The sequence below is a fragment of the Paenibacillus agricola genome (assembly GCF_011440305.1).
Classification (GTDB): Bacteria; Bacillota; Bacilli; order Paenibacillales; family NBRC-103111; genus Paenibacillus_S; species Paenibacillus_S agricola.
In genome coordinates this window covers 22,238-38,452 of sequence record NZ_JAAOIW010000029.1, presented here as the reverse complement: position 1 = coordinate 38,452, position 16,215 = coordinate 22,238, and the positions used below count along the sequence as shown (strand labels likewise).

Annotated in this window: 14 protein-coding genes, 2 pseudogenes and 1 riboswitch; of the genes and pseudogenes, 9 read left to right on the top strand and 7 right to left on the bottom strand. The window is 42.2% G+C overall.

Annotated elements, in window-relative coordinates; all coding sequences use genetic code 11:
* Positions 1–55: 55 nt before the first annotated feature.
* Positions 56–1,471 carry an S-layer homology domain-containing protein gene (locus tag G9U52_RS36705; protein WP_166157769.1) on the bottom strand — a complete coding sequence of 472 codons (1,416 nt, stop codon included), beginning with the start codon at positions 1,469–1,471 and terminating at the stop codon, positions 56–58.
* A 188-nt stretch (positions 1,472–1,659) separates the two neighbouring features.
* On the opposite strand from G9U52_RS36705, the gene G9U52_RS36700 reads away from it, so the two are divergent.
* Both G9U52_RS36700 and G9U52_RS36695 read left to right on the top strand, forming a co-directional pair.
* A complete protein-coding gene (locus G9U52_RS36700) occupies positions 1,660–1,833 on the top strand; it encodes a transposase (protein WP_207953439.1) in 174 nt (57 codons plus the stop codon).
* A gap of 167 nt (positions 1,834–2,000) precedes the next feature.
* Positions 2,001–2,660, top strand: coding sequence for an IS3 family transposase (locus G9U52_RS36695; RefSeq protein ID WP_166157799.1), 660 nt, complete (start codon positions 2,001–2,003; stop codon positions 2,658–2,660).
* Positions 2,661–2,819: 159 nt separating this feature from the next.
* Positions 2,820–2,927: riboswitch (SAM riboswitch) on the top strand.
* A gap of 337 nt (positions 2,928–3,264) precedes the next feature.
* Here G9U52_RS36695 and G9U52_RS36690 read toward each other — a convergent pair.
* Positions 3,265–3,708 (bottom strand): MarR family winged helix-turn-helix transcriptional regulator, encoded by a 444-nt coding sequence (locus G9U52_RS36690; RefSeq protein ID WP_166157766.1) that lies wholly within the window; start codon positions 3,706–3,708, stop codon positions 3,265–3,267.
* A 118-nt stretch (positions 3,709–3,826) separates the two neighbouring features.
* On the opposite strand from G9U52_RS36690, the gene G9U52_RS36685 reads away from it, so the two are divergent.
* The 3 genes and pseudogenes from G9U52_RS36685 to G9U52_RS36675 form a co-directional block, all read left to right on the top strand.
* Positions 3,827–4,579 carry an SDR family NAD(P)-dependent oxidoreductase gene (locus G9U52_RS36685; protein ID WP_166157763.1) on the top strand — a complete coding sequence of 251 codons (753 nt, stop codon included), beginning with the start codon at positions 3,827–3,829 and terminating at the stop codon, positions 4,577–4,579.
* Between the two features lie 46 nt (positions 4,580–4,625).
* A complete protein-coding gene (locus G9U52_RS36680) occupies positions 4,626–5,456 on the top strand; it encodes an SDR family oxidoreductase (protein ID WP_166157761.1) in 831 nt (276 codons plus the stop codon).
* Positions 5,457–5,760: 304 nt separating this feature from the next.
* A pseudogene (locus G9U52_RS36675) lies at positions 5,761–6,556 on the top strand (IS256 family transposase); the annotation flags it as partial.
* Between the two features lie 401 nt (positions 6,557–6,957).
* Here the strand turns inward: G9U52_RS36675 and G9U52_RS36670 are convergent.
* The 4 genes from G9U52_RS36670 to G9U52_RS36655 form a co-directional block, all read right to left on the bottom strand.
* Positions 6,958–8,124 (bottom strand): TolB family protein, encoded by a 1,167-nt coding sequence (locus tag G9U52_RS36670; protein WP_166157758.1) that lies wholly within the window; start codon positions 8,122–8,124, stop codon positions 6,958–6,960.
* Positions 8,121–9,383: a sensor histidine kinase gene (locus tag G9U52_RS36665; RefSeq protein WP_166157755.1), complete on the bottom strand. Its 1,263-nt coding sequence runs from the start codon at positions 9,381–9,383 to the stop codon at positions 8,121–8,123. Before G9U52_RS36665 ends, G9U52_RS36670 begins: the two co-directional genes overlap by 4 nt.
* A 185-nt stretch (positions 9,384–9,568) precedes the next feature.
* Complete coding sequence (locus G9U52_RS36660; protein ID WP_207953438.1) at positions 9,569–10,282, bottom strand: response regulator transcription factor; 714 nt, start codon at positions 10,280–10,282, stop codon at positions 9,569–9,571.
* 158 nt (positions 10,283–10,440) lie between these two features.
* Complete coding sequence (locus tag G9U52_RS36655; protein WP_166157749.1) at positions 10,441–11,178, bottom strand: hypothetical protein; 738 nt, start codon at positions 11,176–11,178, stop codon at positions 10,441–10,443.
* Positions 11,179–11,506: 328 nt separating this feature from the next.
* Here G9U52_RS36655 and G9U52_RS42145 point away from each other — a divergent pair.
* Positions 11,507–11,691: pseudogene (locus G9U52_RS42145) on the top strand (hypothetical protein); the annotation flags it as partial.
* A 425-nt stretch (positions 11,692–12,116) separates the two neighbouring features.
* Here the strand turns inward: G9U52_RS42145 and G9U52_RS36650 are convergent.
* A complete protein-coding gene (locus G9U52_RS36650) occupies positions 12,117–12,722 on the bottom strand; it encodes a TetR/AcrR family transcriptional regulator (protein ID WP_166157746.1) in 606 nt (201 codons plus the stop codon).
* A gap of 225 nt (positions 12,723–12,947) precedes the next feature.
* On the opposite strand from G9U52_RS36650, the gene G9U52_RS36645 reads away from it, so the two are divergent.
* From G9U52_RS36645 to G9U52_RS36635, 3 genes are all read left to right on the top strand, one after another.
* A complete protein-coding gene (locus tag G9U52_RS36645; RefSeq protein WP_166157743.1) occupies positions 12,948–13,667 on the top strand; it encodes a DsbA family oxidoreductase in 720 nt (239 codons plus the stop codon).
* Positions 13,668–13,715: 48 nt separating this feature from the next.
* Complete coding sequence (locus G9U52_RS36640; RefSeq protein WP_166157740.1) at positions 13,716–14,837, top strand: NADH-dependent flavin oxidoreductase; 1,122 nt, start codon at positions 13,716–13,718, stop codon at positions 14,835–14,837.
* 654 nt (positions 14,838–15,491) lie between these two features.
* Positions 15,492–16,040, top strand: coding sequence for a DUF3231 family protein (locus tag G9U52_RS36635; RefSeq protein ID WP_166157737.1), 549 nt, complete (start codon positions 15,492–15,494; stop codon positions 16,038–16,040).
* Positions 16,041–16,215 lie beyond the last annotated feature (175 nt).

Here is a 16,215-nt window from a genome sequence, read left to right as displayed (position 1 = left end):
TTTTAATTTTAAGAAAGAGAGAGGCGCTAAATGCGTTCTCTCTCTTCAATTTATGTTATTTATTATTCGGCAACGCTTTGATAGCTTCAACGGCATTTTTTGCAATTTCAGTTGCATCAACACGGGTAATTTCAGTTTTTGGATTGAACGTACCATCTGGATTTAATTTAACAATATGAAGAGCGATCGCTGTTTGGATGGAACCTGAATGTAAAATATCGATCTGGTCATTGTCTTTAATATCAACAGGAGCTACCTTAATCATGGGTAGTTTCCCGCTTGTTTGAAGCGTCTGAACGAGCAGATTTGTGAAAGATTCACGAGTCATTTTGGAGTTCGGGTCAATCTTAATGTTAATGTCTGTGCCAACAAGTCCAAGTGTTTCAGTAATCAGTTTAACGCCTTCCGTTGCGGTAAGGGCTTCGGCTGGAGCTGAAGGTACTTGGTGAGATTTCAAATATTCAACAACGTTAGTAGCAATTTCAGTTGCATCCGCACTGGTAATCTCAGCTTTAGGATCGAACGTACCATCTGGATTTAATTGAACTGCACCAATGGCAATCGCTGTTTGAATAGCACCTGAATTTAAGATGTCGATCTGGTCATTATCTTTAATATCAACAGGGTTTATCTTGATCATAGGCAGCTTCTCACTTGTTTGAAGCGTATGAATGAGCAAATAAGTGAATGACTCACGAGTCATTTTGGAGTTCGGGTCAATTTTAATTTTAATGTCTGTATTAACGAGCCCAAGTGTCTCAGTAATCAGCTTCATACCTTCCGTTGCGGTAAGGGCTTCAGCCGGAGCCGACGGTGCTTGGTGAGCTTTTAAGTATTCAATGGCGTTGTAAATTTCTTCTGCAGCATCAGCACGAGTGATTTCAGCTTTTGGATTCATTTTCCCATCTGCACTTAGTTTGATGACCCCGTAGTTAATTGCACGCTGGATAGAGCCTGAGTATTCAACATTCATCTGGTCCATGTCGCTAATATCAACAACAACTGGATTAATCAGAGGCAGTTTACCAAATGCTTCAATAGCACGAATAAGTTGATGCGTAAACTGTTCGCGAGTTAAGGATGCATTTGGGTCTAGATCTTTTGGAAGCTCAACATTGTTGACTGCAGCAGTGATTAGCGCATTAGCATACCAAGAATCATTATTTGCCTTAACGAAATAATCGGTTGCTTTTGGCTCTTTTACGAATCTCACCAAATCTAGATTGAGCTTGAATGCATTTACGATCAGTTGAACTCCTTGAGCTTCGGACATCGCTGCTTGAGGAGCAAACAACTCTGGAGTGATGCCAGATACAATACCACTTTGTTGAAGGGCAATGATTTTGTCCTTTGCTGCAACTTTATCCAAATCCGTAAAGCTTGACGTAGCTGCGAAGCTTTGTCCTACAAGAGTTAAAGAAAATACAGCAGTTGCTGCTGATAGAGTCATCATTTTGAATATTTTTTCCATAAAGTTCACCTCATATAGTTTGTTTATTGCTTTCACATGATCATAAACGGTTATCGAAAAGAAAAGGTTGCATCCTTTTTTAAAAATATTTTTAATATACCTCTAAGTAGAACCCAATTATACCTATCGCTAGGACCCATATAATGGACTAAGAAAACTAGACAGCAAAAAAGGAGATTCTTAGTTGTATGACAGATCCAAGAAGGAAGTTCACACCGGAAGACAAGGCACGGATTGTACTGGAAATTCTGAAGGAAGAAAAGTCGATTTCCCAGCTCTCATCCGAACAATGGGATCCATTCGAATGTCCTCCAACGGTGGAAAACGGAAGCTATTCAAAACTTGCATCAGCTATTTGTTGATGATCGCAAAGCCACAACAAAATGAATATGAGCAGCAGATTAATGAACTCTACGCCGAAGTCAGAAAATTGTCCACTCAACTGGCGTGGATTAAAAAAAATCTGGTTACGGATCAAACTCGTGAACAGTGTCTATCCTAGCTCGATTGGCAAAACGTAGAGGTTCCTCTGATCGCTCAGGCAGATATCCTCAGTCTCAACCGATCCAGTCTGTACTACAAGCCGGTACCTCCGTCCCCGGAGGAAATCCACCTCAAACACCGGATTGACGAGCTTTACACGAAGCATCCGTTTCTGGGCTCTCGGCGGATAGCGGCGATTCTGAGTCGAGAGGAAGTGAAGGTTCACCGCAACACCGTTCAAAAATACATGCAGGAGATGGGAATCGCAGCGATCTATCCCGGCCCTAACCTGAGCAAACGTAACTTGCAACATCGCATCTATCCCAATCTGCTACGCGGTTTGGCGATTACGAAGCCCGACCAGGTCTGGAGTGTTGACATCACCTACATCCGCATGAAGCAAGGCTGGATGTATCTCTACGCCGTCATGGACTGGTGCTCTCGTTACATCGTGGACTGGCAGCTCGATCAGAGCTTGGAGATCGGATTTGTTTTGGAGACGATGAAACGAGCGCTATCGAGTCGAAATCCCGAGATTATCAACATCAATAGCGATCAAGGTAGCCACTTCACCAGTCCACAGTACACGGATTTATTGAAGGAGCATGAGGTGCGAATAAGCATGGATGGCAAAGGACGGGCAATCGACAACATTGTTATTGAGCGGTTCTGGCGAAGCCTGAAGTACAACGAAGTCTACAAGTAATTCTGCTTAATTTACAATGCATATCAGGGTGCGGGTGCTGTTATATAATCATTATGAGTTGGTTGAGTTAAACTACGAGGCAGCAATCCCTGACAATAACAACCAAATTTTCTTGCTATTTGATGTAAATCTAAGAGAATTATATTAAAATGAATATAGCTCTTATCCAGAGTTCGGTGGAGGGACTGGCCCTATGAAACCGCGGCAACCGACTTTTTAAGCACGGTGCAAATTCCAGCAAGGATCTAATCCTTGCAAAGATGAGAAGGAGAAACAGTAATTATATCTGGCTGTAAACCCCCTTTATCGGGGGTTTTTGTTTTTTATAAAAAGAGAGGAACTAAACGACCGTTCCCCGGCAGAATATCGGGAAACGGTGGCAGCTCATGGTGTCTTTTTTTGTGTCTACTTGACGGGGTTATGACCAATTAAGCGGCTTTTTTTGTTTTATCGGTACAAGTTCTTGTCCTCCCGAGTCGAGGGTAGCTCAAGCTGATCGTGTAGGAAAGACTTTCAATTCGATCAACCGAATTCACAAAAAGTTCGACATTGCTCTCCTCTAACCTCTAACAACGTGGTCAAGATGGCGGAGCTTTATAAGACGCTAAGACCTTGTGTTTGTCCTTTCCGCCAGCTTAGTTATCAACTCAATATCTTGGTCCGTTAATTGTTCAAAAAAATGTTTGCGTATTGCCTTGGAGAGGGACGGACGGGCATCATCCAACATTGATTTTCCAGTGGAAGTGATACTGACTTGAACTCCGCGATCTTTGTCTAATGGTTTCCTCATCACTAGTCCACGTTTTTCCATACGCTTCAGATGATGAGATAAACGACTTTTATCCCAGTCCATAGAGTCGGCTAATTCCTGTTGGCGAAGGCTACCGTTCCCAAAAAGGACTAATCGATCCAATACTCCAAAATCACCCTCTGATAGTCCAGTGTGATCGGACATGTCTTTGACTACACGACCAAAGATGGTCTGAAAGGAACCTTTCCACATATGCCAAATTCGCATTTCTTCTTCGTTTAGTTCGTTATTATCCATAGGAGCATAATAACATGGTTGACGTGTCAACATCAATGTGCTAAATTTGACTCAGGTTGACACATCAACTTAAATTTTCAATTACCCACCAATCGCGAAAAAAGAGGAGATTATAACTATGCAAGATAAACCCGTCGCTCTGGTCACCGGGGCTAACAAAGGTATCGGCCTTCAAATTGCGAAGGATCTCGCGGAACACGGATTCACCGTACTCGTCGGATCACGCAGCCTCGAGAATGGAGAAACTGCCTCCAAAAGCATCGGTTCGAATGCTCACGCTCTCCAGCTCGACGTTACAGATCAGGACTCCGCCGTTGCTGCAGCAGACCGTATTCGGAACGAATTCGGTCGTCTCGATGTGCTTGTGAACAATGCGGGCATCTCACACGCAGGTAGAGCGGGTAATCCGTTTCCGAGCAGTGGTGCGGCGAGCGGTCTTCTAACCGTAGCTTCGCTCGAAGATATTCGTGCGGTTTATGAAACTAATGTTTTTGGTGTCATCGCTGTCACCCAGGCGATGTTGCCACTTTTGCGTGAGGCTCCAGCAGCACGCATCGTCAACATGGGCAGCACCGGCGGCTCCCTTAGCTGGAACTCTATTCCGGAAAACTCACATCGTGCAATGTTTGGTGCCTATTCGGCGTCAAAATCGGCTGTTCATGCGGTGACACTTGCCTTTGCCTTTGCGCTTGAATCGGCAAACATCAAGGTCAATGCGGCATGTCCTGGCTTTACTTCAACTGCGCTCAATAATTTTGCCGGTACTCGAAGTGTTGAACAAGGGGCGCGTGAAGCGGTCCGGCTTGCGATGATTGGAGCAGAAGGTCCAACAGGAACGTTCTCAGATGAGGATGGACCCATCGCGTGGTAATTATAGTTTATACAACAATGGTTAGCAGCTTAAGGGGGATTTCATAATGCGTATTTTCGTTACAGGAGCAACAGGTTACATCGGTTCCGCTGTCATTCGCGAACTCATTGATGCGGGTCATCAGGTCGTCGGTCTTGTGCGCTCAGACAATAGCGCTACGAAATTAAAAGAGGCTGGGGCCGAAGTGCATCGCGGCGACATCGACGATCTCGACAGCCTTCGTAGTGGTGCGGGTGCTGCGGATGGCGTCATTCATCTGGCATTTAATCACGACTTCTCGAACTTCGCCGGGGCACTCACATCTGATATGCACGCCGTCGAAGCGATGGGGGCAACGCTGGAAGGTTCCGGTAAGCCGTTTGTGATCACCACGCACGCTAATGGAGTGGCAGCGGAGAACATAGTGTTATCGCTGGCTGAGCGCGGGGTGCGGACATCGATTGTAGAGCTTTGTCCTTCGGTACACGGTGCGGGTGACACAGGATTTGTGCCGAGACTGATCAACATTGCCAAAACAAAGGGCTTCTCAGCTTATATAGAAGAGGGGACCAATCGGTGGCCAGCTGTGCACCGCCTTGACGCTGCACATTTATACCGACTTGCATTAGAAAAGGCACCCGCCGGTTCACGGCTAGATGGGGTCGCAGATGAAGGAGTGCCGTTTCGCGACATTGCGAGTGTTATTGGTAGGCATCTGAACGTACCTGTAGTCAGCATTTCACGTGAAGAGGCAGACGCCCACTTCGGCTTCCTGAGCACACTTGCAGCACTTGATATCCCGAGATCAAGCGTTGCAACTCAGGAACTTCTGGGATGGCAGCCTGTGCAACCTGCACTGATTGCCGACCTCGAACAAACGCACTACTTCAACAACTAATTGAAATGCTCCCGTACATTCTGAAAGGTACGGGAGCATTTTTCTTAAAAAAACAATAACCCCCATTATTGTACAGGAGGGAAAATGATCTCTGTAAAACTGGAAGAAGGTAATAAGATTCTTGTCATCGGTCGATGTCAAGAACCTTATTACATTTCCGATAAATACAAGAACCTTATTACATTCCCGACGGATTTACATAATAATTATTATATAAACTTTTGTTATGGTACTCGCTAAGCTAACGGGCTTTCGGAAGTTTTTGGGAAATACTTTAATGCGCGCGCCCCATTTGCCGAGACTGGCAACGGATAAGATCATTCCTTTGGTTACAGAATGGCAGTGCAGAGCGTTAGACCGGGTCTATCCGATCGTTCTTGGATGCGATCCACTTTAAAGTTCGTCAGGAAAACCGTATTATTAACAAGGCTGCTTACAGCGTATTAGGGATCAGCATGTCTGGTCAGAAAGAAATCTTGGGCATCTGGATTGGGGAACATGAGAGTGCCAGCTTCTGGTTAGGCGTATGCACAGACCTCAAAAGCCGTTGAGTAGAGGACATCCTCATCGCTTGCAAGGATGGGCTTTCCGGCTTTTCTGATGCCATTAACGCTGCTTTTCCACGGACACAGATCCAGTTGTGCGTGATTCATCAGATCCTTAACTCCATGAAATATGTGACCTACAAGGAAGAAAAAGCGGTCTGAGCTGATTTGAAAAAGGTGTACCAAGCCTTGACCTTAGAAGAGGCGGAGGCTGCTTTTACTTCCTTTAAAGAGAAGTGGGGCAAGAAACACCCCATCATTATTCGTTCTTGGGAAACGAACTGGATCGAGCTTACCACCTACTTCGGTTATCCAGCTGAGATTCGTAAAATGATCTATACCACGAATATTATCGAAGGCTACCACCGCCAGCTTCGAAAAGTTACCCAAACAAAAACGGCATACCCATCGGATGATGCCTTGCGGAAGATTATTTATCTCGCCACCATAGATGCATCCAGAAAGTGGACGATGCCGTTACGGAGTTGGTAAGAATGTATATCACAGCTTGCCATCCATTTTGGAGACCGGTTGCAAGCGGAACTATCTGCATGATGAGTTACTTGAGAGCCGGCTTGACATGGAGCCTCTATGGGCATGATTCCTTGCGATGGGGCGATACCTCGTAAACTCGTATCGCTAAGGCAGTCTAGCCTATCATGCCCACCCCTCCATGTAAAGCCTCTGGATGTAACGGTTTGTCGGTAAAAAACCCATTTACACAAAATAATTTACGCTCCCGAAAATTTTAATAATTAGATTTCCAGCTTGCTTTTGAAACTTCTTATTATCATCAAATTCCTTCCGATCCATTATTCGACACGATGTAGCAAGCTTATTGCGGAAGGATTGAGTTTTAAGGAAACCTACTGCCCTCATTTCTTGATTATAGCGCACCGTTCCCCGTTGGCGACTAACGTGACTGGGATGATCCAGTATCCAGTCTGCTCTATAATCTATTTTGAATTCAAAACGTTTTTAAATAGAATCCTGAATATGGTGGTATCGTTAGTATTCCGTTGAAAGCAGTACAACATCTGGCTATCTTTCGTCCATAACAGTTTGTCTACGAAATGATTTAGATCTTTATAAACCACTTCGTTGCTTGTTACCTGATTATGATCTAGGTAGGCTGCATGTACTTCAATTCCATACCAGCCCGTATCCATGTTCATGACACTATAAGCTATTTTCTTACCATCCTGCGATATACTGATATCCAACAATTTCTGGTTTGTTAAATCAATAAGCAGTTCTAGCGAATTGTTTGTTATATCATAAAGATAAATGCCATACCGGTTATTGAACTGTCCTACTACTGCAAGAGCTTTATTGTCTATGGGAAAAGCATAATGAAGTTGTCCATTTAAAGTCTGTTTCATTGGATTTTTAGTATTTATATCGACCTTTAGTACATGGGTAGTGCCAATGCTGTTGTAAAATATACCTGCCGTCTGGCCATCCTTTAATAGTTTCAAGTCAAAAAACAAGTTGGGAAGTTTCCCGGCATAGTCTGAAATTTTTAATATATTTTCTCTCATTCCGGTTTTTATATCCTGAATAAACAAGTAGTCGTCCATACCTACAAATCGAATGTTGTCAGGAAGCCATTCAGCCGCAAATACACCGTTAAAGATGCTCAGTTTTTTGTTTGTCGCAGCATCATACACATAAGTTTTACTTAGTCCACCTTCCTTACTTTCGTAAGTAGCCAATATCAATTTACCATCGTTAGAGATGCTGATTTTACTTTCCGTTATTTGGTTTTGTTTATCGAACTCATAGCTCAACAAGTTTGTAGACAAGTCGTATATGCCGGTTTGCACCAAATTTTTAGCTTCTGGATTAGAGCTTGTAAAAGCTAATGTATTCATATCCAGTAAATCGGAATCCACGATATGGAAGGGTGCGATGAATCTGACTATTTTACTTACTGCAAAAGGAGTTTCCCCCCGATTTGTCGCTTCTGCCTTAAAAAGTCCCTTATCTAATGTTGTTAGGTAGGTAGCCTCGCCTCTAAAGGGCAAGATGCTTAACAGATGAAATCCCGTTATAAATACACTCAGGATCAGAACGCATATCATAAAACTCCTAACTTTTTTTATAGAAATGGCAGGTTTCATATGACATCACTTCCAAACCGTAAAATGACCTCGGTTCCTTGATTCAAACGGCTAATAATCTCGATATTACCGTTGTGCCTTTCAACGATTTCTTTAACGATTGCCAATCCAAGACCGGCGCTGCCTGATTCTCTTGAAGATTGTTTAGAGATTCTGAAAAAGGGATCAAAAACTTTTTTAATAAACTCCTCAGGGATTCCTACTCCTTGATCCTTTACCGTTATAAAGACATCATTTTGCTGTTGATCGGCATAAATATGAATGACCGAATTTACATTTCCATATTTAATTGAATTGTCAATGAGGTTAATCATTACTTCCTTTAGCCGATCCTTGTCTCCAGTTAAATAGAGATTATCGGGTGTGTGGCACTTGATAGCGATGTTATACTTTCTCCCTTTGATCAGCATCTCTTCACAGGTTTCTTTGATCAACTCGCTCATATTGATATCGGCAAAATCATAGCTGAACTTTTTAGACGAAGCCTTGGATAGCTCTATCAGCTCGATAACCATGTTATTTAATCGATTGCTCTCGTTAATAATGCATGCAAGTCCTTTTCGGGTGAACTCATCATCTTTTATACCCAAATCCTCAATAGCTTGAGCATATCCAGTGATGGTGGTAAGCGGAGTTTTCAACTCGTGAGTCACATTATCAAAAAAAAATTTATTCTGCATCTGTACTTCCTTGAGCATATCTCTATCCTGTTTAATGATGTCGATTTGTTCACTGATTTTATAAACCATCATTTTAAATCTGGAGCTTAAATGCCCAATTTCATCCTGCAAAGAAATATCGATATCCACATTGAAATTCCCCTTCGAAACCTCTTCGGATGCTTCTGCAAGTTTGATAATTGGCTTTGTGATTTTTCCGGAAAAAATGTACGAGGTAACGAAGATAAAAACAAAAATTACACTGGCAAAAAGACTGGTCATGCGTTTGAATTTTTGATTATAGTTATACAACTCCGTATAGTCTTTATAGTATCGAACAATACCGACGATGGATTCCTTTATAGGATAGGAGAGACTCACAATCACGTTATCCCCTGTAAAATTGGTTGTAAACGAAATCCCGCCGTTCATAGCTTTTACCAGATCCTCTGAGTTGTTAATGGCCATATTTGGCGCTGAACCGTATGAAAGTCTTTGTCCTTTTTTATCATAGATATCCACCGTACTTCCTACTTGTGTGCTTAACTGCTTGGATATGTTTTCCGCTTCGGAAATAATGGAGGCTTCGTTGATGTCCATATTGTTAAATAACAAATATTGATTCAAACCAATATCAAGATTCCGCTTGATTTCGATCATATCCGCTTGTATGACACTCTTCGTATTTTGTTCCGTCGTATGATAGGCGGCGAAAGTAAGCACGGAAAAACCTAAAAATATAATAATGGAGAAATAAATTAAAATTTTTAACTGGATCGAATACCTCATGATGGTACCTTTTCAAAGACAAGCTTGTATCCTACACCAAATATGGTCTCGATGATGGATGTATGTTTATCTTCATTCAGCTTTTTTCTGACCCTTCGAACATGGATATCAACCGTTCTGCCATCGCCAATAAACTCATATCCCCAGACTTGATCCAAAAGCTCTTCCCGCGTTATGGCCCTGCCTTTGTGCTCAGCCAAATAGACCAATAGCTCATATTCCTTATTGGTGAATTCGATTTGTTTCCCATTTTTATAGATTTCATGTCTTTCTTTATAGATCTCGATCTCTTTGCCGATTTTTATAGCTTTATGCTCTTGATCGACCGCGGCTTCGGAAATTAAATCGATTCTTCTGAATATGCTTTTGATTCTTACACTGACTTCCCTTATATTAAAAGGCTTCGTAATATAGTCGTCCGCGCCAAGCTCCATCCCCAGTATTTTATCAATATCGTCTGATTTCGCGGTAATCATAATAATGGGAATGATATAATTGGCGGTAATCCTCTTACATACTTCAAATCCGTCTATATCCGGCATCATCAAGTCAAGTAATACAAGATCAGGAAGAAATTCTTGTACAAGCTGCAGTCCTTGATTTCCGCAATTCGCCACTTTGGTTTGAAAGCCTTCGTTCCTCAGGTAATGAGAGAGAATATCCGATATGTTCACTTCATCCTCGATAATAAGTATTTTTCTGTTTCCCAATTGGATTCCTCCTGTTCCCAGTGCATGTTTCATTCAATTATTATATCACTTACTAAGGTTTGACAGGATGGTATAGAGCGTGGAAAAAAGAGGGGGCGCCGCCCCTCTTTATATGTTTGGATCGAATGATGATTTGACTGCGAAGCTCATTTGCTTTCCTATTTGATTTCCTGTAAAGGGATACCTTTTGCATCGAACAAGCTTCCGTCGTTGCTGACATTTTTGAACTCATATACGTAAGTATACAATAAGTTTGCTGTGCCGTTCACTACCTCATAAATTTCACCCTGCACCGGCAATCCGCTGTCATCCAGGAAGACAGATTCCGTGTATGTGGTGCTGAATGCTGCCGACTTGTCAGTTCTAGACAGCTTTCTCAGAGATTGTCCATCTACAGTCTGGACAATTCCCTCGTCAGTCCAGCCAACTCTACGCGTTCCTTCTTTATATTCATTTATATAATCTTGTTTTTCGGCTACTAACGAATTTGACCAATTCTGATCGGGATTTTTCGCCGTCAATTCATACCCCACAAGATTTCCCTGAGCATCTGTAGCAACTTTGATATATGTGTTGCCATTGTCTAAAACGTAGGCACCACCGAGTCTTTGCATAGAATCCGTTCCTTTTACGGGCTCTTCATAATTTGATTTCTGATTACGGGTTGCCGCATCTGCCCATGTTTCGTTTACTGCTACTACACTGCCATCAGGGTTAAACAGTGTTTTCTTCGCGTACTCGATCGTTCCTGCATGGTCATTATTTACAGCAGCGGATACAGCTGCTACACTTGCAGGTTGAGTGATATTACTGGTTGTATCCACCGCCGCGAGGGCAGTAGCTGAAGCGATTACCAGAGAAGCGATAAATACAGTTGGAAGCAATACTTTTTTCATATTCCAAACACTCCTTTTCCATGAACGTAATTTTTTATGATGGTACCATCATGCTTTTATTATAAAAAATAGTTTTTTCCATCGTTAGAGAAGTTATTTCCAACTTGTAAACTCTTTGTTTCTATAATAATTGAATCTGAATCACATAGCCCGTCCGATAAATCCTACGTTTATACTTATACGGTGAATCCTACTAGAAGTAGTGATATTTAGGGTAGAGGGGTTACGAGAGGAATCACCGATTCAGCAATACGCAAGTTATCCTATCACAAGTCTGATCTGTTATAGGAATACGGCGTTGAACTGCAGTTGGACTCCGTAGAATACTAAGAACCATGCTTTCAAGGCTTTACATCAGTATTTACAACACGGTCAAATAATCCTTTGAAGAAAATGCAGTCCCTGATCGCAATATGTAGGGATATTCCCCATATGACAGGATTAACCGAAAGCGGATTAGTCAGTAAAGACGTTATAATACGGACAAAAGATCCTGTCGGGCGGCATAACTGACATCCACCTCATGGAAAGGTTAGACAAAGGAATTTAAGAGCGAAGACTCTGTGAGATTTGGGAGGGTTGACCTCCATGAGATATGTGGACATCCACCAGTGCGACCATAATTGCACCATATATCCATTTTTTGGATACGAGTGGTTAAGTGCATAAGGATCTTTTTTTCTCCGTCGCTCCAAAACTAGCCTCTAATGAAGACTTATTCCAGTATTTAAAAATTAAATACCAACGATGCTATGAAAACTTAAGAAAACAAGAGGAAACGTGAGCATTTGCTTTCTTCATAGAGGGAGATAATATGGTGGGTGGAGCTATTCGGCAAGGAACAAGAACAAATAATCCCGCCTACTGGCGGGATTATTTGTATTGCATATAAGATTGTAGCTGCAGACAACGCAGCTTTAAGGCTAACGACGGTCAAGTTAGCTGCCGCTCGGGATCCGACCTTCACCAACTAGGGAATAATTCCCATCAAAAATGTCCCATAGTTGTTGTGCCATAATTTGAGGAGAAAGGGGCATGTTATTTTTAATCCACCATTCCACGACTCCGACGAAAGCAGATGCCATATATTGAACGACAACCTCTTTATTATGCCCATGGTTAATTTCCCCGGTCTTCAATCGCTCGGTAATTCCATTTATGACCACTAAGTTCATTTGTTCCCGAAAACAAGTTATACCTTTATTACTTAGCATGGAGGAATAAAATAAAAAATGTTCTTCAAAATATTGAAACATCGGCAGTGGGGAATTACTAACATTTAATCTTTCCTCGCCAGGCTTCGATAACATGCAAAACTTTAACATATTACTTAAATGATCTTTTATACATTTGTCGAGCAAATCATATTTGTCCGAATAATGAAGATAAAGTGTCCCCCTGTTAAGATTGGCTCTTTCCGAGATATCGTTGATCGTAATGTTTTCGAAGTTTTTCTCAGACATTAACTCAATTAGAGCTTTATTGATTGCTTCCCTGGTTTTATTTATTCTTCTATCTACTTTACTTCTATCTACTTTAGACATGGTGTACGATCACCGTCCTTTGATGATTATAAACAAACTTAAATCATGTGTTGATTAGTCAACAAAAGTCAGTTTTTTAGCGATTGAGATTTTGCAGCGACTCTTTATAATATAAATCAATACATGTTAATTAATCAACCGTTGTTGATCGAGTAAATCGGTATATTCACACATGTGGAGTAACTTAGTTATACAAATCACAGGAAGGAAAGAGGCGGAGGAATTATGAAAATAGAAATCTGGTCAGATGTTATGTGCCCGTTGTGCTATATTGGCAAAACAAATTTGGAAACAGCCCTTGAACAATTTGACCATAAGGCTAAAGTAGAAATAGTCTACAGACCATTCCAACTATTCCCAAATGCTCCGAGCAATACCGGCAAAGATTATTATACTTGGTCAGCCGAAATTCATGGCGGAGGAATGTCCTCTGATTATGTGAGAGAAGGAAATAAACCGGTGATCAAGATGGGCAAAGAGGTTGGCCTCACCTATAATCTTGACACTTTGATTCCATCAAATACGTCAGATGCTCTTCGCGTGGCTGTTTATGCGCAAGAACAGGGCAAAACAGGAGAGTGGATGGCTCAAGCCCATAAAGCCTATTTTACCGATTCATTGGATATTGGCGATCACGAAACACTCGCTAAGCTTGCAGGCGAGATTGGTCTTCATGCAAAAGAAGTTCTTGATATTCTATCCAGTGATAAATACAAGGATACGGTAAAGAAAGAGCGGCAATATGGGTCCCAATTAGGGATTACAGGCGTACCGTACTATATTTTCAATGATAAGTACGCTGTATCCGGAATACGGTCTAGCAGCGCGTTCTTGGATCTACTTGAACAAGTGTGGAGAGAAGAACATCCTATCCGGATGATCGACACTGTTTCACATGACGATTTCGAAGGTGGTCTCTGTGGGGACGGAGTTTGTAAGATTTAATCCAACACCCACTCAAAATTAATTTTAACTACAAGGAGACAACAATAAATGAATCCTAACTATAAACCAATCGTTGAACCATTTACTCTCCCTTCAGGAGTACAACTAAAGAATCGAGTGTTAATGGCGCCGATGACAAACTCCTCCTCCCTTGAGGATGGAGGAGTGTCAGAGCAAGAACTAGCTTATTATCGTGAGCGTTCAGGCGGAGCCGGTGGAGTTATTACAGCGTGTAGCCATGTTTCGCCAGAAGGGAAAGCTTTTATTAACGAAATTGGTGTGGATGATGACTCATTAATTCCTGGACTGAAAAAACTATCAGGTACGATTCAAGAACAAGGGGCAAAAGCAATTTTACAAATTTACCATGCGGGGAGAATGGCTTCGCCTGAGCTAATGGATGGCAAGCAACCGGTAAGTGCTAGTGCTGTAGCCTCAGAGCGTCCGGGTTCAGTTGTTCCAAGAGAAATGACGGAAGAAAAAATCAATGATACGATTAAAGCCTTTGGCGAAGCAACTCGCAGAGCAATCGAAGCAGGTTTTGACGGCGTTGAGATTCACGGCGCAAATACGTATTTAATTCAGCAATTTTTTTCCCCACATTCCAATCGCCGATCCGATCAGTGGGGAGGCACGATTGAAAAAAGAATGGCATTTCCTCTTGCCATAATCGAAAGCGTAAAAAAAGCAGTTGCTGAACATGCAAAAGTCCCGTTCATTGTTGGATATAGAGTGTCACCTGAAGAAAGTGAAAATCCGGGTATAACGATAGAAGACACTCTTCAATTGGTTGACGTTTTGGCTGAACAGAAGCTAGACTACATTCATGTCTCCGTAAGAGGTTTTTGGGATGGATCAATGCGAGATGAGACTGATACGAAATCACGTGTTCTGCTCATACAAGAACGTGTCGGCAATCATGTACCCATAATCGGGGTTGGAGGACTTTCTTCACCGGAAGATGTTAATAAGGCGCTTGACGTCGGAGTACCTTTATTAGCTTTAGCACATGCCATCATTATGGAACCAAAATGGGTTGAAAAGGTCATAAACGATCAAGAAAACGAGATCAGAACGACTCTACCAAGAACGGCTCAAAAAGATCTGGTCATACCGGACGCATTATGGAACATGCTTATTAACGTACCAGGATGGTTCCCAGTTGTCTAAGGGTCCTGACTGGGCCGCCATGTAGGAGATCTTTGCAAACGACACGGTGGCCATAAATTCGAGCGGACTTATTTTTCAAGCATGATCTACAAAGACAAGGCCATCCTGCAAAGGATGGCCTTAATACTTGCCGTTACAGACAATGGTGATTCGCACCAAATTTATTGAACTACCATGGAAGAATGAATCTCATTCTGGTGGTGCGGCGCTGGTCTTGTGCTGCATGAATGACTAACGGAGAACAAGAGTTCAACATCTAACACTACAAGGCTGCCGCTGGAACGATTGGCAGCCGATTAAGCTATTGGGTACGCTAGCGCAAATGAAGGACTCTATACAGGAAATTGGGGAGAATCAGTTGGTTTTCGAAACATTAGCAGGTCAGCTAACCGTTGTGCTGATGATGAAGATGAGAAAGCTCATGTAGAGGTTATGACAGGTAAATGCTTGGTTATAATAAAAAACTGCACCTCCAATTGTTAGTGTGTCTAACAATTGGGTGCAGTTCACTCCCCGGATAATAGCTGGTTCGTTCATTTAAGTTGCGGTTGAATAGTGAAACACCTTTGCCTGAGTAGTATGTAAGGATCCGGACACCGTAGCTGTATAAAAAAAATATTATAGGAGATACCTATTAATGGAGGTGTTTCAAATATGACGACCATCTGGGACGCAATCAAAAGTATATATGGATCGTTAACAGATGAAGAACCCGTGCCACCTTTGCATGTTGGAGAAGTAATGTCATTATGGATGCTGCTTACCATTTACGAAGAAGGACAAATCATTTATAAAGTCGCTTTAAATACGACTACCGATCCTGAGTTAAAACATGCAGTTGAGAATGCCGTTAAAGAATCGATGGAAGACATAAAAATGATCAAAGATTTCATGATTAAGGAAGGTGTTCCTCTTCCATCTGTTTTGCAAGCAAAACCCGACTCGAAATCTGACGACATTCCTCAGGGAGCGAAATTTACAGACGAGGAACTGGCCAACCTCATAGTCGGCAAAGTTACAACCTGTATAGCCTTATGTGGACAAGCTGTTTCCCAAAGCCTTAGAACCGATGTTTCCCTAATTCTTTTGAAATCGATGGGGAGGTTGATACAATACAGCGCCCCTTATCGATCCATGATGAGGAAACGCGGATGGATAAAAACACCCCCATATTATTATCCTCCTGGTGGTCGAAGTACATAAGTTCAGTCTAGGATATTCTGCTCTTTAATAAGATTCGTGATTGGTACTATGGAAGAAAAGTGAAGCCCTCATCCTTCGGGATGGGGCTTTTTTGGGTAAGTAGACCAGAAAACTTCCCTTTCCCCGCCAGCATAGCCAGCGAGGATCGTCTCGGTGAAGCGTTAGAAGCCATCAC